At 59.0% G+C, this 18,087-nt stretch carries 22 protein-coding genes; 13 read left to right on the forward strand and 9 right to left on the reverse strand.

What is annotated here, in order from left to right:
- Positions 1–738: 738 nt before the first annotated feature.
- The 6 genes from AC0L3A_RS08705 to AC0L3A_RS08730 all read left to right on the forward strand — a co-directional run bounded on the left by AC0L3A_RS08705 (position 739) and on the right by AC0L3A_RS08730 (position 4,317).
- Positions 739–1,143 (forward strand): hypothetical protein, encoded by a 405-nt coding sequence (locus AC0L3A_RS08705; RefSeq protein ID WP_473254089.1) that lies wholly within the window; start codon positions 739–741, stop codon positions 1,141–1,143.
- Entirely contained in the window at positions 1,140–1,283 is a 144-nt protein-coding gene (locus AC0L3A_RS08710; RefSeq protein WP_473254090.1) for a hypothetical protein, read from the forward strand. Before AC0L3A_RS08705 ends, AC0L3A_RS08710 begins: the two co-directional genes overlap by 4 nt.
- Positions 1,280–1,594 carry a hypothetical protein gene (locus tag AC0L3A_RS08715; protein ID WP_473254091.1) on the forward strand — a complete coding sequence of 105 codons (315 nt, stop codon included), beginning with the start codon at positions 1,280–1,282 and terminating at the stop codon, positions 1,592–1,594. Before AC0L3A_RS08710 ends, AC0L3A_RS08715 begins: the two co-directional genes overlap by 4 nt.
- Positions 1,595–1,702: 108 nt before the next feature.
- Positions 1,703–2,374, forward strand: a complete 672-nt coding sequence (locus tag AC0L3A_RS08720; protein ID WP_473254092.1) for a hypothetical protein — start codon at positions 1,703–1,705, stop codon at positions 2,372–2,374.
- Between the two features lie 184 nt (positions 2,375–2,558).
- Positions 2,559–3,971, forward strand: a complete 1,413-nt coding sequence (locus AC0L3A_RS08725; protein WP_473254093.1) for a tyrosine-type recombinase/integrase — start codon at positions 2,559–2,561, stop codon at positions 3,969–3,971.
- 97 nt (positions 3,972–4,068) lie between these two features.
- The gene (locus AC0L3A_RS08730; RefSeq protein ID WP_473254094.1) at positions 4,069–4,317 is read left to right on the forward strand and encodes a hypothetical protein; all 249 of its coding nucleotides are present in this window, start codon (positions 4,069–4,071) and stop codon (positions 4,315–4,317) included.
- Between the two features lie 229 nt (positions 4,318–4,546).
- Here the strand turns inward: AC0L3A_RS08730 and AC0L3A_RS08735 are convergent, their stop codons facing one another.
- The 3 genes from AC0L3A_RS08735 to AC0L3A_RS08745 are packed head-to-tail and all read right to left on the reverse strand — an operon-like array spanning position 4,547 to position 7,527.
- Positions 4,547–6,343: a DUF2326 domain-containing protein gene (locus AC0L3A_RS08735; RefSeq protein ID WP_473254095.1), complete on the reverse strand. Its 1,797-nt coding sequence runs from the start codon at positions 6,341–6,343 to the stop codon at positions 4,547–4,549.
- On the reverse strand, positions 6,330–6,578 hold the full coding sequence (locus tag AC0L3A_RS08740) for an ABC-three component system middle component 8 (RefSeq protein ID WP_473254096.1): 249 nt from the start codon (positions 6,576–6,578) through the stop codon (positions 6,330–6,332). The genes AC0L3A_RS08735 and AC0L3A_RS08740 overlap by 14 nt, the downstream gene beginning before the upstream one ends.
- Positions 6,562–7,527, reverse strand: coding sequence for an ABC-three component system protein (locus AC0L3A_RS08745; protein ID WP_473254097.1), 966 nt, complete (start codon positions 7,525–7,527; stop codon positions 6,562–6,564). The genes AC0L3A_RS08740 and AC0L3A_RS08745 overlap by 17 nt, the downstream gene beginning before the upstream one ends.
- A 705-nt stretch (positions 7,528–8,232) precedes the next feature.
- Here AC0L3A_RS08745 and AC0L3A_RS08750 point away from each other — a divergent pair.
- The 3 genes from AC0L3A_RS08750 to AC0L3A_RS08760 are packed head-to-tail and all read left to right on the forward strand — an operon-like array spanning position 8,233 to position 13,017.
- Positions 8,233–8,883, forward strand: a complete 651-nt coding sequence (locus tag AC0L3A_RS08750; protein WP_473254098.1) for an N-6 DNA methylase — start codon at positions 8,233–8,235, stop codon at positions 8,881–8,883.
- Positions 8,880–10,487 (forward strand): Eco57I restriction-modification methylase domain-containing protein, encoded by a 1,608-nt coding sequence (locus AC0L3A_RS08755; RefSeq protein WP_473254099.1) that lies wholly within the window; start codon positions 8,880–8,882, stop codon positions 10,485–10,487. Before AC0L3A_RS08750 ends, AC0L3A_RS08755 begins: the two co-directional genes overlap by 4 nt.
- Positions 10,480–13,017 carry a DEAD/DEAH box helicase family protein gene (locus AC0L3A_RS08760; RefSeq protein ID WP_473254100.1) on the forward strand — a complete coding sequence of 846 codons (2,538 nt, stop codon included), beginning with the start codon at positions 10,480–10,482 and terminating at the stop codon, positions 13,015–13,017. The genes AC0L3A_RS08755 and AC0L3A_RS08760 overlap by 8 nt, the downstream gene beginning before the upstream one ends.
- Positions 13,018–13,076: 59 nt before the next feature.
- Here AC0L3A_RS08760 and AC0L3A_RS08765 read toward each other — a convergent pair whose 3' ends face one another.
- Genes AC0L3A_RS08765 through AC0L3A_RS08780 form a run of 4 tightly spaced genes read right to left on the reverse strand, consistent with a single transcriptional unit; the run spans position 13,077 to position 14,875 of the window.
- Positions 13,077–13,226, reverse strand: a complete 150-nt coding sequence (locus AC0L3A_RS08765; protein ID WP_473254102.1) for a hypothetical protein — start codon at positions 13,224–13,226, stop codon at positions 13,077–13,079.
- 24 nt (positions 13,227–13,250) lie between these two features.
- Positions 13,251–13,916 carry an SOS response-associated peptidase gene (locus AC0L3A_RS08770; protein WP_473254104.1) on the reverse strand — a complete coding sequence of 222 codons (666 nt, stop codon included), beginning with the start codon at positions 13,914–13,916 and terminating at the stop codon, positions 13,251–13,253.
- The gene (locus tag AC0L3A_RS08775; protein WP_473254105.1) at positions 13,909–14,457 is read right to left on the reverse strand and encodes a hypothetical protein; all 549 of its coding nucleotides are present in this window, start codon (positions 14,455–14,457) and stop codon (positions 13,909–13,911) included. Before AC0L3A_RS08775 ends, AC0L3A_RS08770 begins: the two co-directional genes overlap by 8 nt.
- Positions 14,458–14,461: 4 nt before the next feature.
- Positions 14,462–14,875 carry a hypothetical protein gene (locus AC0L3A_RS08780; protein WP_473254107.1) on the reverse strand — a complete coding sequence of 138 codons (414 nt, stop codon included), beginning with the start codon at positions 14,873–14,875 and terminating at the stop codon, positions 14,462–14,464.
- 382 nt (positions 14,876–15,257) lie between these two features.
- Between AC0L3A_RS08780 and ligD the strand changes: the two genes are divergently transcribed.
- The 4 genes from ligD to AC0L3A_RS08800 are packed head-to-tail and all read left to right on the forward strand — an operon-like array spanning position 15,258 to position 17,147.
- Positions 15,258–16,163 (forward strand): non-homologous end-joining DNA ligase, encoded by a 906-nt coding sequence (gene ligD / locus AC0L3A_RS08785; RefSeq protein ID WP_473254108.1) that lies wholly within the window; start codon positions 15,258–15,260, stop codon positions 16,161–16,163.
- A gap of 47 nt (positions 16,164–16,210) precedes the next feature.
- A complete protein-coding gene (locus AC0L3A_RS08790; RefSeq protein WP_473254110.1) occupies positions 16,211–16,555 on the forward strand; it encodes a hypothetical protein in 345 nt (114 codons plus the stop codon).
- Complete coding sequence (locus AC0L3A_RS08795; protein ID WP_473254111.1) at positions 16,552–16,764, forward strand: hypothetical protein; 213 nt, start codon at positions 16,552–16,554, stop codon at positions 16,762–16,764. Before AC0L3A_RS08790 ends, AC0L3A_RS08795 begins: the two co-directional genes overlap by 4 nt.
- The gene (locus AC0L3A_RS08800) at positions 16,764–17,147 is read left to right on the forward strand and encodes a hypothetical protein (protein ID WP_473254112.1); all 384 of its coding nucleotides are present in this window, start codon (positions 16,764–16,766) and stop codon (positions 17,145–17,147) included. The genes AC0L3A_RS08795 and AC0L3A_RS08800 overlap by 1 nt, the downstream gene beginning before the upstream one ends.
- A 57-nt stretch (positions 17,148–17,204) precedes the next feature.
- On the opposite strand, the gene AC0L3A_RS08805 is transcribed toward AC0L3A_RS08800, so the two are convergent.
- Together AC0L3A_RS08805 and AC0L3A_RS08810 are read right to left on the reverse strand one after the other, a co-directional pair.
- Positions 17,205–17,603 (reverse strand): hypothetical protein, encoded by a 399-nt coding sequence (locus AC0L3A_RS08805; RefSeq protein WP_473254113.1) that lies wholly within the window; start codon positions 17,601–17,603, stop codon positions 17,205–17,207.
- 180 nt (positions 17,604–17,783) lie between these two features.
- Positions 17,784–18,080, reverse strand: coding sequence for a hypothetical protein (locus tag AC0L3A_RS08810; RefSeq protein WP_473254114.1), 297 nt, complete (start codon positions 18,078–18,080; stop codon positions 17,784–17,786).
- Positions 18,081–18,087 lie beyond the last annotated feature (7 nt).

Consider the following 18,087-nt stretch of genomic DNA (forward strand, 5'->3'; position numbering starts at 1 on the left):
CCCCCCCACGCTTGGCCCCCCCGCGCCACCCCCCCCGCCATCGCCCCCCCAGCGACGCAATCCAGAATCTCTCCGCGGCGGCAGACTGGATTGCTTCGCTGCGCTCGCAATGACGGAGTCTCTGGGCGGCAGCGTCACGCTTCCATTCACATTTTCGATCGCAGACGCACCTTCGCATCCTCGCGGCGCATTCGCCCGAGCTTTGCTTCGATGCCTCACCCTCAAATGAAAAGAGGGCGCAGGGAAGACCGGGTGCCGGCTGGCACCCGCGGTCCACTGTGCGAGATTGTCGTAAGAACATTGCACAGCGGCATACAGGTGAAGCCTGAACATCCGGCCTTCCCTGCGCAGTGGTTTTACGGCTTTATGTCGCGCTCTCCCCGGGGAGCGATGCACTATTGCCCCCGTCGCCTTGCGGATGGCTGATGCACGCGCCCCGGTTGGGCCGCGACATCACCGCAACGCTTGGCGCACAGACCCCGGGCGCCAGGACCACACGGCCTTATTTTAGTGGCCGATGGAGAGATTTGGGCGGCCTTGGATTGATTTAGGCCCTTCAAATAAAGGCCTTTTCGGATTTACTTTTCCCGCAGGCCGCAGGCTTTCCATCAGAAGCCGCTGCAATTGGCGCTAGGCCCCAATCTCGAACCCTTCCCAAGGCCGATGAGATCGAGAACCCAGCGCCAAAGGCAGCACCCAAAAACCCACAATGGGCGCGGCCCAGAGAGACTATCGACTATGACGACGAAGACCAAGGACTGCATCTCCACGCTGATCAGCGCGGGGATCAGTGAGGATGACGGACGTGCGTTGCGCCGCATCTCGATGACGCTGCATCGCTGGCATGAGCTGGAGTGCGGCAACGAGCGCGGCGAAGCGGTCGAGCGCGATGAAGAAACCGGACTGACCTATCTGACTTTCGATACTGGCCAGAACGGCAAGCGCGGGCGCACGCGGATTCCTGATCGCGAGACCAATGCGCTGAAGCGGCTGGCGAAGATCATCAAGGGCTATCCGGGCTTCGCCTTCCACGTGAATGGCGATCCGCGCGGCTCGGCGCTCTTCATCATGCGCCCCGGTGATGTACCTGCCGGGGCCGACATCGACGCTTGCTACAATCGCGGCATAGCGGTGTTCAAATGACGGAGGCTGCCATCATCCGCGCTCGCATTGCCGAGCTAACGAAAATGCTCGCCGATCTGCAGGCCCGCCTGCGCATCATCGAAATTGAAAAGCAGCTGGTCGCGATGCTGCAGGCAAAAGAAGGAGCAACCATCCAATGAAAAAGCTCATCATCACCGCGCTCGTAATCGGCGGCATCATTGCCGCCTTCTATGGGGTCCAGCGCTTCGGCGATCAGGTCACCGAGGAAGGCAAGCAGATGCTGGTGCTTTGGGACAAGACTGAAGCGCTGATCGAGACCGCCCCGCGCGGCTTCGTTCCGCAGTCCTGCAGCTTGGCACGATCCAACGCCAGCGAGCTGCGGACGCTGCTGGCCAAGCGTTACATGACGCCCGAGAAGATGGAAGCACAAAAGGCTCTGGCCACGCAGGCGAAGGTTTGCGTCACTGATCTGCAGGCCGCGAATAAATGAGCTGATCCCGGCAACTCCCCAGCCAGCCCCGCCACCGATAGGTCGCGGGGTTAGGCGGTCAGAACGCCCCGCAATTCCGCGCGGCCTTCTGAAAAGGAAACTTGCCACATGACTACGAAGAAAACCCACCCTGCCGATACCGCCGATCTCGCGCTGATCCCGGCTTGCAAAAAGTTCACCGCCACGATCCTGAAGGGCGGCAAGCCGAATACTTCCGAGCATGCTTCGCTTGATGCTGCGCGGATCGAAGCGGCGAAGCTGAACGCTACCGCGAACGGCATGCGCAAGGCCCTGGTTTACGCGATCACCGACGATGGCCGATCGATCCTCGTTCCCGCATTGTATGGCCGCTCGCCAGCTGATGCAGGCAGCGAAGCCGCGAAGGCCGATGACAAGGCGCGCGATGCGAAGCCGCAAGGGCCGAAGACCGGCAAGCCATCCGAGGCCGATGTAGCGGCGGCGAAAGCCGAAGCTGCCGAGCGCGCCGCACTGAAGGCGAAGCCAGCGAAGCCCGCGAAGGCCGAGAAGCCCGCAAGGAAGGCGAAGGCCGCGAAGCCTGCGAAGGCCGCGAAGCCCGCGAAGGCGAAGCCCGCGAAGGAAGGCCCCTCCAAGGTCAAGACGGTGATCAAGATGCTGACCGGCAAGAAGGCGGTAACCCGAAAGGATATCGCCGAGGCGGTCGAATGGCCTTCGATCAACATCAAGGCGATCTGCGCCCGCAAGGGCATGAAGTTGAAGCAAGCCGCCGACGGCACGCTCTCCGCATCGGCACCGAAGTAACGCGATCAGGGGCGGCCTTCAGGGCCGCCCTTCATGCTTTCAAAACCCACAAAGGACGAACCAAATGCCAATTCGCTTTCGCAAAAGTTTCGGCGGCCTGATCCTCGATATCGATCATGTGCATCTGGAGCCGCACCCTGATCATCCCGACAACCAGCTCGCCAAGTAAGGGAAAGCCATCACCATGTCGAAGACTGCAAAGCAGAATATCCTGAACCGCGACTGCATCAAGCCGGTGAAGAAACGCCGCAAGATTGGCGATGCCGAATGCTCGGGCTTTTACGTCAGCCTGAGCCCTACAGCGCCGCCGACCTTCTCGCTGAAATATACTTGCCCGCGAACCAAGGAGCGTCTGACGCATCGGCTGGGCACCTATCAGGTGGGCGGCGATGGCATCGAAGCGCGCGACGTGGCCTATTGGCGCGTCGAAGCGATGAAGGTGAAGGTCAGGATCGCCAAGGGCGAAGATATCGCGGGCACCACGCAGCGGGCGCGGCAGGCGGCGGCAAAGCAGGCGATCACCGTCGATGAGCTGATCGATCTGCGCATTGCGTGGATGAGCGAGGAGATCACCGAGCGCCGCCAGACCGAGCAAGGCTGGATCGTCAAGGTGAAGCCGCGCGTCAAGGATCACGCCAACATGGCGGCGCATCTGAACCGCTACATTCGCCCGCGCCTCGGGCCGATGATTGCGAGCGAGGTCACCAACGATGATATCGCGCAGCTGCAGATCGACATCCTTGAAAAGCATATGTTCGTCAGGAAGCGCAGGCCCGATCAAGGCGCACCAAACAGCCCCGTCCGCCATATGCGCAAGGCGGCATCGGGCCTGTTCAATTGGGCGGCTGAAGCGGGCCGCAAATACATCAACAGCAGCCCCTGCGTGAACCTGCCCGAGATGCCGAAGGAGCCGCCGCGCAAGCGCAAGCTGAGTCATGACGAGATCAGGGTGCTATGGCACGGGCTTGATCGGCCCGACATGCCGATCGATCGCAAAATCTGTCTGGCGCTGAAGTTCGCGCTGGCCTCCTCGCTGCGATCGATCGAGTTTCTGCACATCCATCAGGATGAACTGCAGGGGCGCGGCCTGAATGATCCGAAGCCGCTGGTGATCATCCCCGAGGAGCGCGTCAAAAAGGCGCGCGACATTCATCAGCCGCTGTCCGATCTGGCGGTCGAGATCGCCCGCGAAGCGATGGGCAACTATCCGTGGATGTTTGCGGGCCGCTTCGGCACCGAGCCGCTGAATCGCAAGGCGATGGCCTGTGCGCTGCGCGGCAAGACCAAGCGCGTCAAGGGCAAGGTGGTGATTGAAAGCGAAGGCATCTGCCGCTTCCTCGGCATGCGGCCTTTCACGCCGCATGATCTGCGCCGCACCGCTGCCAGCCTGATGGGCAGCATCAAGGTGCCGCGATCGATCATCGCGCTTTGCCTCGACCATGTCATCAAGGCCGACGAGTTCGGCGATGTCTCGGCGGTGACGGGGGTTTACGATACCGATCAGCGCATCGACGAAAAGCGCGATGCCCTGCAGAAGCTCGCCGATGAGATCAGGCGCATCGTCAGCGCGCCGCAGGAGATGCGGCAGGCCGCCTGACGCATGTGAAAAAAAGTTAGCCGCCCCGCTTGATCCGGGGCGGCTTTTTTGTTGCCATCGATCCCGCCAAGGCTGGGGCGCAGCCAAGGCGGCTAAGATGCTTCCATTGCTGCAGCCGAGGTTTCCCCTCGGGCTGGCCATCGCCTGCGCGGCCCTGTGGTGCGCGCTGGCGATCGGGACTGTATTGGGCCGGGGCGGCGAAAATTCCGCACCAACGCCGCCGCCTGGGCCGCCGCAAAAGGCCATTTCGCGGATCATTCGGGCCGACCGGATCGCCCCGGTGCTGGCCTTTGATGAGCGCTGGCCCCAGCACCAGCTATGCAGCAGGCGATCATGGCTGAAGTAATCCAGCCCGCGCCAAAGCGTGCCACTGCTGTCCAGATCAAGCCACAGCGCGCCAAACGCCATGCAGATCGCGTATGCGGCAGCAAGGGCCGCCGCTATTTCCACATCGGGCGGCATCTATCATGGAGGTGCAGGCGATGAACAGGAGACTCGCCGAAGTCGATGCGTGGATGGAGCAGGTAAAGCTGCGCGCCGAGTAGCGAACGGGGTCGCTTCCAACTGCGAGCGAGTTACCAGCCTGGCATTCTGAAAAGACGGCCGTTCTCGCCCTCATCGTGGAGGAGCAGTACTGTCTCGCTATCGTCAAAAAACGCGGGGTCACCTTCTGCACGAGCGGGAAGATCGGAATCGATCAAAGTAATGATCGATTGAACGCCAAGGGAAGTGTAGCGCCGAATGACCGCAAGCAGGTTCTCTTTCTTGCGATCGTCCAATGATTCCAGGACGCCGTCGTGATAGACAAAGCGCGGAAAGTTCTCGTGCAGGTGCGCCCTGAGTACGGCCATATCGAACGCGACGCAAAGTAGCTTTCTGTAAGTGTGCCCGAGATCAGCGCTGGTGGCATTGCCTGCCTCGTCTAGTATCTCCGCTCTAAACTCTAGGTGTCCCTCCTTATTGGGTGAAACGCTCAAGAGGGCCTTTCGGTCTACAACTTCTTCAACAATCTCATTGAAGAATAAGCGAATAGTAGAAAATAGGCTCACTTTGTCCGCGTTCTGAGCCTCTACGTCGGCTTCAATTTCGGATTGCACGCGGCCACGTTCTTCAGTCAGCGTGCGGATTTCGGTGCGGAGTTCCTGCAAGCGATGGAGAAATGCGCGTTGACGCTCAAGGGAAGTGATATCAGCGCGAAGAGTGACCAGTTCGGCTGACACTTGTTTGTATTTCCCAAAAGCGTCCGTGCCACTTAGAAACGCCAACATCTCTGAGCGCCGCTTTCCAAGGGTGTTTAACTCGGTCCCTATCTGCTTAAGTTCCGCATCTATTTCCTCACGCTCTTCTTGCAGGTAGACGCGTCGCTCGTCGGTAATCGCTTTGTTGAAGGATATCAGTTGCTGAAAATCCTTCTTAAGCTGCCCCTCGAACAGCACGCCAGCCTCTAAAAATAGCTTTCTGGCTTCGTCGGGATTGAAAAGTATTTGGCCCTCATCAAGCGAAGAAACTACCTTCTTTTTATTTTGGGTGAGGGAGTAGCGCCGTGCGTTAAGTGCGCTGATTCTATCATCGACTTCTTCAACGAGTTGCTTGGTTTGCGCCTTGTCTTGTGCGCGGAAGTCGAACGCGTCGAGAAGCTGCTGCTTCTTATCGGCTTCCTGCTGCTTCAGCAAAAGGATGCCGTCAATTTTGCTGGCATCCTCAACGGAGCCGCCGAGCTCTTGTCGTATCGTTTGCGCCGTCGCTTGCTTTTCCGCAAGCTCCCGTTCTTTGTCATAGTGGCGCGAGATCAGTTCTGCTTTAAAGCCTAGAATATGAGCCAAGAATGGCTTCCAGTCAGCGTGACCACCCGCAAATCGTCTAAGATGAAAAACGTCCCGGAAATCGTCTTGCGAACGTAGGAGGTAACCTAGTCCCTTGCGGTAGGCCCATGGCTTGAGCGCTCGCCAATCCAATAGACTATCGAGCAAGTCTCGCGCGCGCTCAAAGGGTACGTCCGAATGGTCCCATGCGGCACCTGCTGTAGTTGAGAAGTCCTGGTTGGCTGCCGCATGCTTCTTAAAAGCAATCTTTGATGCCTCTGCCACGCTTCGCCGAATTGTTAAGAAAGAGCCATCGGCCAACTCAACTTCGAGAAAAAACACGAAGTTGTTGAAGCGGTCGGCGTGCTTGAAAAGAAAAAATTTCGGATCGCGTCCGGCCAGAAAGCAGAAATCTAGCATTCTGCCAACCGTCGTCTTGCCCAGATTGTGGGTGTCTCTCTTGCGATTTTCGGGGAGCCTGATCTCAGCCAGCACAACGTTTAGGCCCGGTATGAATTTTACCGGGCCAAAAATTGAAGGCGCGTTTGAGTAGAGCTTAGAGAGCTTCATTCGGCCCAACATACTCGATCGCATCAGTCTTGGGGTGGTACTCAATGAGGCCCATCAAAAACAGGAAGTTGATTGACGGCAGAAACAAGACTTCGCCGCCCACGACCGCATGGCGCGCGTACTTCAAAAGAGCGTCATACTCGTCCAACCGCCGCGCTTTCAGCCGTGCGAGGAGAAGGAACGCCACGCTTAGAACGGTGCGGTCAGGGTGCGAATGCTTAGACGGCCGCAGCATCTGCAACCTCTCCAATGTCGCAATTCCAGTACATATAAAAGAGAACTGCTCTCGTAAGGCGTTTGTGCCGCAATTGCCGAAGCACAGGGTCGCGCGCGAAAAGGAGATCGAGAAGATACTCCATAACATCATCGAAGCTCTGGTAGTCCTTGCGTTTTGCGATGATTTTCAACTGAAATTCATCTACCACGGCTTCGTAGAACCGCAGGATGTCTTCGTTTTCTGGAGCAGACAGGAACGTTCTGATTTGGGCAGTTTCCTTTAGATATTTCTTCCTCAGTGCTTTGGCATAATCGGCCGACATGTTGTTGAGTAGATTCTTGTCCTCAAACGAAATCCGCGCGGTCGGCGGATCATCAAGAACAGCCGCCACTTCAGCTTTACTCCGTGCGAGCGCCTGCACTACCTCAGCGAGGTCGTCAGGGCTGACAATCAACGGAGAATCGATGGGATCGAGATCGGCAAGCTTTGCTACATCTCCGAACGTCTTTAGCCACAGCTCGAGTTGCTCTACTCCGCACAGATAAATGGAGCTCGTAGGCAGAGCGCATTTCGTGGAGATATGAGAGCAAATCTGGGCATCCGCATTTCCGGCAAGGCGCCGATTGGAGAACAGCATGTAGTGATCGAGAAGCTTGGCATCGCGGAGCTTTTTTATTCGAGGTATCTCCTCGCCAAGCACGGTGGTTGCTGCCGTCAAACTGAAAAAGTCTCCTTCAGAAAAGTTGCGGTTGTAGCCGTTCGTATGCTTTGCTTGGATGATTGTAATGCCCGACCACGGCGATGCCTTGCTAGGATGGAGCTCGGCGGTTCCAATGAATTTAGCGTCGCGCCCCCCGTCGGGCCCCTTGGCGAACCCCTGAACGGAAATACCCAGTAGGCGTTGGCACAGCAACACGACCAGTGTTTCAAATTGATCCGAATTCAAATCCTCGTACGCGTACTTCATTTGCGTCGCGCACGAACGCTGTAAAAAGCCATTTGATCGAATCCCCAGAACCTAAATGGACTATCCTGCAACCGAAAGGCGAGCGCAAGTGCATGCTGTGACTGGGGCGTGGCTCAGTGGCGGCAGGCTAGGGCGAGTTCGACCAGGCGACGTATCGCCTCAACGATTGGGCACGCCGTTCTTTTCCGCCCACGCATCGATGTCCGTGGCAAGTTCCTCCGGCGGCCGTACCGCTGAAACTGGCTCGCGTCGCCGGTCGTCCACGTCTTTTTTGGTTTACCTTAGTTGACTTCTTCATATTTTTGGTTTGCCAAAATGAAGCGCAGCGGGGAAGCCCCTTTCCTGGTGTGCGGCAAACACCCTTAAGGTGCGGAAATGCTGGTAGCGGTGGCGAGAATCCCGATGAATTGGCTTGCTTCAGTGGACGGTACGGTCCCGGTGCCGTCGTAGTGTCGAACCGAGCACAGCAATCTGTGGATCGCGATGGATCACCGCCGCATGGGGATAGCGCCGGTTTTGGGGTGCGCGCTCACCTCCGCGCGGATATAGTTCTGCCGTTATTGTTGAAATCGAAGGATTCGTGGGGCATAGAACGCGATACCTGCACTAGGTGCAGGTCTGGCGGGTCAAGCTGTAAACCCACGAGAGGTCGAAAAAGCGAAGCGGCCGCCGAACGTGGCGAAATAGTCCGAGTACATTCGACCCATGAGCCTGATCAAATCAAAGAAACGCGTCGCCGACCACGGGGAGGTGTTCACCCCTCCTTGGATGGTCGAAGCGATGCTCGACCTCGTCAAGGGCGAGACCGAGCGCATCGACTCCCGCTTCCTGGAGCCGGCGTGCGGAAGCGGTAACTTCCTCGTCCGTGTCCTGCAACGGAAGCTCGCCGCGGTCGAATTCAAGTTCGGGAAGTCTGACTTCGAAAAACGGCACTACGCCCTATTCGGCCTGATGTGCACTTACGGGGTCGAGCTTTTGGTGGACAATATCGCCGAGTGCCGTGCGAACATGCTGGAGGTCCTGGCTGAGTATCTGAACATCGACGACCAAGATGACCTGTACCGCGCCGCATCCTACGTGCTGTCGCAGAACCTCGTGCACGGCGACGCCCTAACGATGCGCGCTTATGACGGACAGCCCATCACCTTTGCTGAGTGGGGCTACCTCGGCAAGGGCAAGTTTCAGCGGCGCGACTTCCGCTTCGACGCTCTCACTGGCTCATCCGCCTTCAGCGCGGAGGGTTCGCTCTTTGCTCACCTGGGCAAGCACGAAATCTTCACGCCGACTAAGACGTACTCGCCGATGACGGTGATCGAACTGGTCGCCGCCGCAGGCACACCCAAGGAGGCCGCATGAGCGCGCAGGCTGGGTTTGCGTTCCGTGGTCGCAACCCGGATGTGCTGACCTGCATCGCGAATCTCTCGAATGACGAGGTGTTTACCCCGCCCGAGTTCGCGAACCGTATACTGGACACGCTGGCCGAGGCGTGGGGGGGTGATTACGGCGGGACGAATATCTGGGCGGACAAAACGGTGAAGTTCCTCGACCCGTGCACGAAGTCGGGCGTTTTCCTGCGCGAGATCATTGGCCGGCTCACGGAAGGGTTGGCGACTGAGATTCCGGACCTAGAAGAGCGCGTCGATCACATCTTGACGAAGCAGGTGTTCGGCATTGGCATCACGCACCTCACCAGCCTGCTAGCGCGGCGGAGCGCGTACTGCTCGAAGCACGCCAACGGCAAGCACTCCGTCGCCAAGTCGTTCACAACAGAGAGCGGCAACATTTGGTTCGAGCGCACGGAGCACACATGGGCGGATGGCAAGTGCAAGTTTTGCGGAGCAAGCCAGAAGACGTTCGAACGCGGCGAAGGGCTTGAAACGCATGCTTACGCGTTCATTCATACCGACGACATCAAGACTCGCACTGCCGAGTTGTTTGGAGGCGAAATGCAGTTCGATGTGATCATCGGCAATCCGCCGTACCAGTTGGACGACGGCGGCTACGGCACGAGTGCGGCGCCGATTTATCAGTTGTTCGTGGAGAAGGCACTCGAACTCGATCCGCGATACGCGGTGTTCGTGACGCCTTCGCGCTGGATGGCCGGAGGCAAGGGCCTCGACAAGTATAGGGGGCGGATGCTTTCCGACAAGCATCTACGGAACATCGTCGACTATCCGAGGCTCTACGAAGGCTTTCCGGGCGTAAAGATTCGAGGCGGAATCTCCTACTTTCTTTGGGATCGAGAACACAACGGGCCATGCGAGGTTCAGACCATCTGGGATGGCAAACCCACGGGACCAGCAATCGCCCGCCACCTTGACGCATACGACATCCTCGTCCGGCGCAATGAAGCCGTTCCGATCCTTGATAAGATAAGGGCGAAGGGTGAGCCGACCCTCGACCTCCGGGTCTCCAGTCAGAAGCCCTTTGGCCTCCGCACGTTCTTCCACGGCAAGCCGGACCCGAAACGTCTCAAGAATCCCGTGAAGCTGTTCGGATCCCAAAGGATCAGTTTCGTGCAACGCTCGGATATACCGACGAACGCGGCGTGGATCGACAAGTGGAAAGTGCTCATGACGCGCGTCCAAGGGACGAGCGCGGCAATTGAGACAAAGTTTCTCAGCAAGCCGATCATCGCTGAGCCCGGCACCGCCTGTACTGAGAGCTACATCGTCGCGGGCCTCTTCAACACAGAAGCCGAAGCGACTAATTACGCGAAGTACCTCCGTACGCGTTTCGCGCGCTTCCTTGTTTCACTCCGCAAGTCCACTCAAGACGCCCCGAAGCATGTCTACGCTTTCATCCCTGACCTACCGCTGAACCGAGAGTGGACGGACGCCCAGCTGTACACGCGGTATGGGCTATCGAAGGAGGAAATCGCCTTCATCGAGTCGCAAGTGGCCGAGCACGACAGCGAAGAATTCGAGGAGGTTGGTGCGGGCGAAGGCCAGGATGAGTAGGACCATCGAGGAAATCCTCGCGCCCAAGCCGCAAGCTCGGCCGCGCATATACGCCTACTCCATCGACGATGAGGCACATGCTGGTCTGCTCAAGGTCGGGCAGACGACGCGCGACGTCAAGTTGCGAGTCGCCGAACAGGTTAAAACCGCCGCCATCAAGAACTACTGCATCGAACTGAACGAGACCGCTGAGCGAGACGACGGCGGCATCTTCAGCGACCGCGAGGTGCGCGCGGCGCTTGTCAAGAAGGGTTTTCATAACACCGAACTGGAGTGGATGCGTTGCGCGGTCGGAGACGTGAAGACCGTGCTCACCGAGCTGCGCACGGGGCAGAAGTTCACCGGCACACATCACGAGACGTTCCCGATGCGCCGTGAACAGGCCGAAGCGGTGAAGGTGACGCACGCCTACTTCCTCTCGCGCTGGGCGGAAGACAGGCACGCCGTGCCTCGCTTCCTGTGGAACGCGAAGATGCGCTTCGGCAAGACCTTCACCACCTACCAGCTCGCCGAGAAGCTCAGCGCCAAGCGTGTGCTCGTGGTGACCTTCAAACCCGCGGTGGAGGATGCGTGGCAGACGGACCTTGAAAATCACGCGGATTTCGACGGCTGGCAGTACCTCTCGCGCAACTCCGACAGCGACCCGACCAGAATCAACGCCAAAAAGCCGGTCGTCTATTTTGGCTCCTTTCAGGATTTGCTGGGCCGCGACGCGGCCGGGAACATCAAGCCGAAGAACGAATGGCTCCACACGGTGAATTGGGACTTGGTGGTGTTCGACGAGTACCACTTTGGCGCGTGGCGCGACACGGCGAAGGAACTGTTCGAAGGCGAGGAAGAGGCGGTCGCCAAGAAGGAGGCTAAGCTGGAGTACGCCGCCGGCCTGGAGGAAGTAAACGAAGACCTCGGCGTGCTATCGGAAAAAGAGACTGAGTTTTTGCCCATCACGACCAAGGCCTACCTCTACCTCTCGGGGACGCCCTTCAAGGCGCTGGCCACAGGCGAGTTCATCGAGGAACAAATATTCAACTGGACTTACACCGACGAGCAGCGCGCCAAGGAGGAGTTCGCCGCCAAGAATTCCGGCAAATGGAATCCCTACGGGGCGCTGCCGCAGATGCGCCTACTAACCTATCAGATGCCGGACGAGCTGCTGGCGATCGCGAGCGGAGGGGAGTTTGATGAGTTCGACCTCAATGAGTTCTTCACGGCCTCCGGCACGGGCAAGGGCGCACACTTCAAGCACAAGAGCGACGTGCAGAAGTGGCTGGACATTATCCGGGGCCAGTACGCACCGAAGGCCGTCGAGAGCCTCAAGACGGGCACGCGGCCGCCGTTCCCGTACTCCGACGTGCGTCTGCTGCCATACCTCCAGCACTCGTTCTGGTTCCTACCCAATGTGGCGGCCTGCTATGCGATGGCGAAACTGCTGGCCGAGAAGCACAACACCTTCTGGCACGATTACGAGGTCGTCGTCGCGGCTGGTGCGTCGGCAGGGATCGGACTCGACGCGCTACCGCCGGTGCGCAAGGCCATCGGGAGCGGGTTCGAGACCAAGACGATTATGGTCTCGTGTGGCAAACTCACCACGGGCGTGACAGTGCAGCAGTGGTCATCCATCCTGATGCTGCGTAACCTTAAATCGCCAGAGACCTATTTCCAGGCCGCCTTCCGCGTGCAGTCGCCATGGTCGATCAAGAACCCGAATGGGGATGACCCGAACGAGGAAGAGATTCTCAAGCCGGTCTGCTTCGTGTTTGACTTCGCGCCCACGCGGGCGCTGCGCCAGCTTTCCGAATATGGGATCGGTCTGTCGCCAAACGAGCGGAATCCGGAGAATGCCGTTAAGGATTTGGTGTCGTTTCTGCCCGTGCTGGCCTATGACGGCGCGAATATGACGCAGATTGACGCGGGCGGAATCCTAGATATTGCGATGGCAGGCACCTCCGCCACACTGCTGGCCCGCAAATGGCAGAGCGCGCTGCTCGTGAACGTGGACAACGACACCCTGCGCCGCATCCTCGACAACCCCGAGGCGATGGCAGCGGTGGAACGTATCGAGGGCTGGCGCTCGCTGGGTGACAACATCATCGAGACCATCATCAACAAGAGCGAGAAGGTGAAGGAACTGAAGAACAAGGCTAAGGACAGGAATTTGACGGCCAATCAGATGAAGCAGCTCACCGAGGAAGAAAAGGAATATAAGTCCAAGCGCAAGCTCGTCCAAGAGAAGCTGATCAAGTTCGCCACGCGCATCCCTGCGTTCACGTACCTGACCGACTTCCGCGAGAACACACTGCAGGATGTCATCACCAAGCTTGAGCCGGATTTGTTTCTGGCCGTCACCGGGCTGACGGTGAAGGATTTCCACTTGCTCGTTCGGCTCAAGGTTTTCAACACCGAGCAGATGAACCAGGCTGTCTTTGCATTCCGTCGCTATGAAGACGCTTCGCTACGCTATACAGGAATCGAAAGCCACAAAGGCCTGACTCACTATGGGCTCTACGACACCGTCGTCGCTAGGGAATGAGGGCGAGCCGCTGCCGGCTTCCGCGAGCGGGCAACGCTAACGAGAGAAAAGGGCCGGTGTCACTGGGCTATCACCGGATATTCAAATGCGACGCCCTCCGGATCATTCTCCTTGAACCAAGTATCGGCGGCTTCGGCCGTTGCAAACACTCGGAGGTGCTCGGCATCGCCGACGTCACGCGAGGTATCGACATAGACCCAGACCGTCATGACATGCCTCCTTGCGCGCGGCATTCATGCCGCCACCGCACGATCCTCTTTGTCGGCCCCGCGCATGACGATCCTGAGCGCACCATCCGGCAGCGGTCGCTGCAGCGCCTTGGCCTCATCCCATGGCGCACGCATCCAGATGTCCCGCTCCTCGTCGGTGGTCAAGATCACCGGCATCGCCTTCGGATGGATCGGCTCGACCACTGCGTTCGGCGATGTCGTGAGAAAACCATAGACCTGATGCGGTCCTGGCACCGGCTTTGACTTGGTGCCTCGACCCCCATTGAACGTCGTCCAAATGCCGGCAAACGCGAACAGCGGTCGCTGCTCATTCAATGCGAACCAGACCACGTCCTTTTTCTTGGTTTCCGGGTTCGGCTCCGGGGCGTACTCGGCGAAGCTGTTAGCCGGGACCAAGCAGCGGTTCGCCGGCTTGAGCCAGCCGCGCCAGTGCGGTGATGACGTGTTGCGGATGTTGGTGACCGGCGGGCCGCCTGTGCGCGGTGGCGGCGGCATGCCCCAACGCATCAGCGCCATTTCGGTGCCAGTGTCGGTGTTGCGTATCACCGGAGCCGGATAATCCGGAAACACGCCCGTCATCGGCGCGAGGTTGCCGACATAGCGGTTGACGACGCGAAACAGCGCAGCAATGGCGGCTTGGTTGGTGGTGATTGAATAGAGGTTACACATCGTCGGACGTGGTCGCCTTGGCTGATCGTTTTGCGTCCACCGCAGCCCGGATTTTAGCGAAATTCAAAAGGATTTGCTCACCGCCGCCCAGCGCCTTCTCAGCCAGCGCAACGGCCTCCTGCACATGCTCAAGTGTTAAACGGTTAACTGTATAGTCGTCCTTGCTTCTCACAGTCATGCTCTTCAACAGTTTGGTGGCCGCCCCTGCCGCGAACTCAAATCGCCCGTCTGCCTTGCCCGGAACGATCGGAGTATGACAGACGGCGTTTCTCACCTTGGCTATGCGCTCCAATCGATCCGCGTGCGTCTTGATGGCCTTTTTCCAGTCCGGCTGCCTGATGTGCCCCGCGCGGCTCTTTAGCATTTCGATTTTTTGTCGAGGATCGAGGGTCGCAACCACAGCTTCCAGCATAGGCGCTGGTGCAAGGTACATCACCTCAATGACAATCAGGTTCAGTTGATGGTCGAGCGCGGTGTAAAGCAAGACGAGTTCGCCCACGTTTGCGAACGCGTCTCTCCATTTGCCTTCTTTAGCCGGCATGACACTACCTCTCACCCGGCCACCACGTGGAGGGCGGATCGCTCGCCGTTATCTTGGCGGTCCGCAGCGCCACTAAATGGCTGCGCTTGAACGGTCGCCCCTGTACCTGCGAGCAGTCCTTACACCTCATATACCGTTCAAGCTCGTGGATCGGCGTCGCCTTCGGTCGCCGCACGATGCCGAGGGCAACGGTCTGGTGCGTGCTGCAGCCCAAGCATTTCACTTCAAGATAAAGGTAGCCGGCATTGAGTGCATCACCCAACGCAGGAGAAGGCTGCGCTGGTCCCTGAAAGCCGAGCATCCGCTTATTCCATGCCTCGCAGGCCAAACGGTCGGCGGTCTTGCGCGCCTCCGCTGCTTGTTCTGCGGCGGCCCGCACTGACGCGCCGTAGATGGTTTCCCGTGACTTGGTGCCCATCACCCATCAAAGCGGGTCGCGGAGCGCAACGCAAATGCACTAGGGCTGGTAGTCGGCGATTGCCGAAACCCCGCCGGATTGTGGCATGAGCGAATGGCTCAGCTACCGGATAGCAAAAGGGCCGCATTCCTGCGGCCCTCCGCCAGCCCAAATTTGTTCGGGATGAAAACACCACGCTGGCACGAGCAAGTTTATAGCGTTCAACAGGATTGAGGATTCCGTAGAATCACGGTGTTTCGAGGCCAGAATCCTGATCGGGAAAAATCTGCAAACCATTGGTGGTGGTGAGAGCGGTCACGTCCCCTGATTGTTCGAGATGTCCGGGAAGTAAGTAAAATGCTCGCCATTGCCCCAAGCGGCGGGCTTTTTGTGAGTTTCCCGAGTGCCAAAGCGTATCGAGATGCCGGGGTTCATCAAACCCCAGCTCGCCACCCTGAGGAGCAAAGCTCCCCAGGGCGATCAGTGGCTCCATGAGATCAAGTACGACGGCTACCGCGTTCAGGTCCATCTCAACCGGGGACGGAAGAAAGTCTTTACCCGCAACGGGCTGGACTGGACCAAGCGCTTCACGGAGATCGCCGCGGCGCTGGCCATTCCGGGCGAAGCCATCATCGATGGGGAGGTGGTGGTCGTCCATGAAGGACGTACCAACTTCTCGGAATTGCAGGCAGAGCTGGCTGCAGGCAGGCAGGGCCGGCTCGTCTACTACGCCTTCGACCTACTCTGGCGAAATGGCGACCTACGCAAGCTGCCGCAAATTGAGCGCAAGCAACTGCTGCTGGACCTCCTCGGCGAGAACGATATTGAATTGCCGGTGTTGTTTTCCGAGCATCTGGTCGGCGACGGTCAGAAGATGTTTGAGCATGCCGCCAAGCTGAATTGGGAGGGCATCATATCGAAGCGGGCGGACGCCCCGTATCGGTCGGACCGGAATGAGAACTGGCTGAAGATCAAAGCTGTGCAGAAGGGCAAATTCCCTGTCGTCGGCTTTGTCAAAGACCCGAGCGGCGTCGCCGCCCTGTATCTCGGCAAGCAGGAAGGCAAAGACCTTGTCTACATGGGCAAGGTTGGGACGGGCTGGTCTCGCACCGTCTCAAGCCAGATCAGAAAGCAGCTCGACACCGTGGTCAGCCCGAAGTCAAAGCTAAGCAGACCTATCAGAAAGCCGAAAGCAACATGGGTAGAACCAAAGTTCTATGCCGATGTTGAATACCGGGACATCACGTCGGAAGGATTGCTGCGGGCGAGTTCGTTCAAAGGGCTGAACAAGAGAACGGGGCGCATCTGACAACCCCGTTCTTGAACCGTGGCCGCCTCGGGATGCGGGAGTTGAGTATGCGTATAGAGCCATCAATTGTTCCGAATACACCTGAAGATTATTACATCGTTTTGAACGACTACGGCGTGTACGGTTCAGCCTTCGCCGAGACCGATCTCTATCGCGCCGACTACGAAAGTACCGTCAGCGATTTGATGAGCGGGCAGCACTCTGATCCGCTGCGGGTGATCATGTTCAACCCCGACACCAACCGCTCCGAGGACGTCTCCCATGCCGTGGCTCAAGAGCTGCTGCGCCGCCTCGGGCTTGAGGGTCGCACGGTGCCGAGAGCCCTGGAGGACTTTATCGACCGCCATGTCGGGCCCGATCGTCAACTGACACTGCGACTGGTGAGCCAATGATCGACCGCGATGCTATAACCGCCGAGCTGGCCGAGATCGAGGCGCTGCTCGCGGACAACCGCCTCAAGGATGAAGATCGCTTCGCGCTGTTCGGCGCTGTACAGGCGCTGAGCAACATCCTCGAACCCGATACATGGGACCCAGCCAGCCAGACCTTTTACCGTCTCGGCCACCGCCCGCTCGAAGTGGCGAGCAAACGGCAGCACTGATGGCCGAAAGGCTCGAATTAGTCCGCATCGTCGGCCCCGGCTTCGTGGCCGCGTTCGAAACTGACGGGACGGTGCGGCGCGCGGCCCCGATCCTAAAGGCGCTGATCGGGATGACCGATACCGAGGCCCGCGCGCATATCAAGGCGCAAGGCTGGCAAGCCAGCATCGTGCCGGATCAGCCGAGCATCGCGCATAATTTCGCGGAGTTTGGCGGAAGCAATGCTGGCAGCTTCGAGGTGCGCCACCCAGGCGGTCGCAAATTTTTCTACTATGACGACAACGCAGGACGCCGCGCCACCGGCGGCTACCTGACCAAGGAGCAGGCACTCGAAAAGGCGCAGACTTACCTCGCCGAGCTGACGGCTAAATCTGCCCGTACATGACGATTGCGATCATCACGAGCAGCAGCGCCGCCGCCAGCGCGGTCAGCCATAGCCGCGTCACACCTTCATCCGCGAATAGGTGACGATGGCGCGCGAGCCCTGCGCGGTATGATCCCACGTTACCTCGGGCATGATCACGCCGAGCCAGCTGATGTCCTGGCGCAGCAGCAACAGCGGCAGCATCGCACTACAGGTTTCGCCATAGCGATCTGCGCCGATGATCACGCACTTGCCGCCGATCGGGTCTTTGCCGGTCGGCAGCAGAAAGGCGTGGATCGGCTTGCCGCGCGACAGCCCGGTATCATCGATCCAGCCGGTGTCGATATGGCCATTCTCGAAAGCGGCCAGCCGGAAGTGGCCCAGCGTATCCGCGCCGATCAGCTGGTGCAGCGCGGCCAGCGTGGCGCTGCTTTCCAGCTCGCTAATGTTTCGCGCCTCGGGATCGATCAGGATCACGCGATGCCTTTTTGCTTCTTTGCTCATGCATTCTCTCCAACCGCGCCATCACCTTCGTCTGCAGCTTCTCCCAATTCGGGCGGGGCCCATAGCTGTGATCGTCCCACGCATCAGCGCCGACCATGGCGATGGCGGTGATCATGTTGCGGTAGTCGGCCTTGGTGAAGCGCGGGCATGTCATCAGTTCGCGCCTTTCTTTTTCAGATGCGCCGCGACCTCGGCGGCGCTCTCGGGCGTGATGATTGAGTGCAGCTCGCCCTGCGCTGCCAGCTGCGTGGCCAGCGGCTCGGCGCACTCCCAACACAGCTTGCGCGGCAGCTTCGGCGCATGCGGGCGATGCTGGACGGCTTCGCCGCAGGCATCGCAGAGGCTGATCTCATTGTCGGGCATCAGCAGCGGGTGGGTCAGGCGCACGCAGACCAGCACATCGGCGTGCTCGCCATTGCCGCCTTCATCAATTTCGACGCTATTGGTCATCAGTCTT

The organism is Bradyrhizobium sp. MI1.3 (assembly GCF_055811695.1).

What these genes read in the sequence shown, in the direction of transcription:
- AC0L3A_RS08705 (WP_473254089.1), top strand. Translation starts at nt 739, where the DNA reads ATGACGACGAAGACCAAGGACTGCATCTCCACGCTGATCAGCGCGGGG.
- AC0L3A_RS08710 (WP_473254090.1), top strand. Translation starts at nt 1,140, where the DNA reads ATGACGGAGGCTGCCATCATCCGCGCTCGCATTGCCGAGCTAACGAAA.
- AC0L3A_RS08715 (WP_473254091.1), top strand. Translation starts at nt 1,280, where the DNA reads ATGAAAAAGCTCATCATCACCGCGCTCGTAATCGGCGGCATCATTGCC.
- AC0L3A_RS08720 (WP_473254092.1), top strand. Translation starts at nt 1,703, where the DNA reads ATGACTACGAAGAAAACCCACCCTGCCGATACCGCCGATCTCGCGCTG.
- AC0L3A_RS08725 (WP_473254093.1), top strand. Translation starts at nt 2,559, where the DNA reads ATGTCGAAGACTGCAAAGCAGAATATCCTGAACCGCGACTGCATCAAG.
- AC0L3A_RS08730 (WP_473254094.1), top strand. Translation starts at nt 4,069, where the DNA reads ATGCTTCCATTGCTGCAGCCGAGGTTTCCCCTCGGGCTGGCCATCGCC.
- AC0L3A_RS08735 (WP_473254095.1), bottom strand. Translation starts at nt 6,343, where the DNA reads ATGAAGCTCTCTAAGCTCTACTCAAACGCGCCTTCAATTTTTGGCCCG.
- AC0L3A_RS08740 (WP_473254096.1), bottom strand. Translation starts at nt 6,578, where the DNA reads ATGCTGCGGCCGTCTAAGCATTCGCACCCTGACCGCACCGTTCTAAGC.
- AC0L3A_RS08745 (WP_473254097.1), bottom strand. Translation starts at nt 7,527, where the DNA reads ATGAAGTACGCGTACGAGGATTTGAATTCGGATCAATTTGAAACACTG.
- AC0L3A_RS08750 (WP_473254098.1), top strand. Translation starts at nt 8,233, where the DNA reads ATGAGCCTGATCAAATCAAAGAAACGCGTCGCCGACCACGGGGAGGTG.
- AC0L3A_RS08755 (WP_473254099.1), top strand. Translation starts at nt 8,880, where the DNA reads ATGAGCGCGCAGGCTGGGTTTGCGTTCCGTGGTCGCAACCCGGATGTG.
- AC0L3A_RS08760 (WP_473254100.1), top strand. Translation starts at nt 10,480, where the DNA reads ATGAGTAGGACCATCGAGGAAATCCTCGCGCCCAAGCCGCAAGCTCGG.
- AC0L3A_RS08765 (WP_473254102.1), bottom strand. Translation starts at nt 13,226, where the DNA reads ATGACGGTCTGGGTCTATGTCGATACCTCGCGTGACGTCGGCGATGCC.
- AC0L3A_RS08770 (WP_473254104.1), bottom strand. Translation starts at nt 13,916, where the DNA reads ATGTGTAACCTCTATTCAATCACCACCAACCAAGCCGCCATTGCTGCG.
- AC0L3A_RS08775 (WP_473254105.1), bottom strand. Translation starts at nt 14,457, where the DNA reads ATGCCGGCTAAAGAAGGCAAATGGAGAGACGCGTTCGCAAACGTGGGC.
- AC0L3A_RS08780 (WP_473254107.1), bottom strand. Translation starts at nt 14,875, where the DNA reads ATGGGCACCAAGTCACGGGAAACCATCTACGGCGCGTCAGTGCGGGCC.
- AC0L3A_RS08790 (WP_473254110.1), top strand. Translation starts at nt 16,211, where the DNA reads ATGCGTATAGAGCCATCAATTGTTCCGAATACACCTGAAGATTATTAC.
- AC0L3A_RS08795 (WP_473254111.1), top strand. Translation starts at nt 16,552, where the DNA reads ATGATCGACCGCGATGCTATAACCGCCGAGCTGGCCGAGATCGAGGCG.
- AC0L3A_RS08800 (WP_473254112.1), top strand. Translation starts at nt 16,764, where the DNA reads ATGGCCGAAAGGCTCGAATTAGTCCGCATCGTCGGCCCCGGCTTCGTG.
- AC0L3A_RS08810 (WP_473254114.1), bottom strand. Translation starts at nt 18,080, where the DNA reads ATGACCAATAGCGTCGAAATTGATGAAGGCGGCAATGGCGAGCACGCC.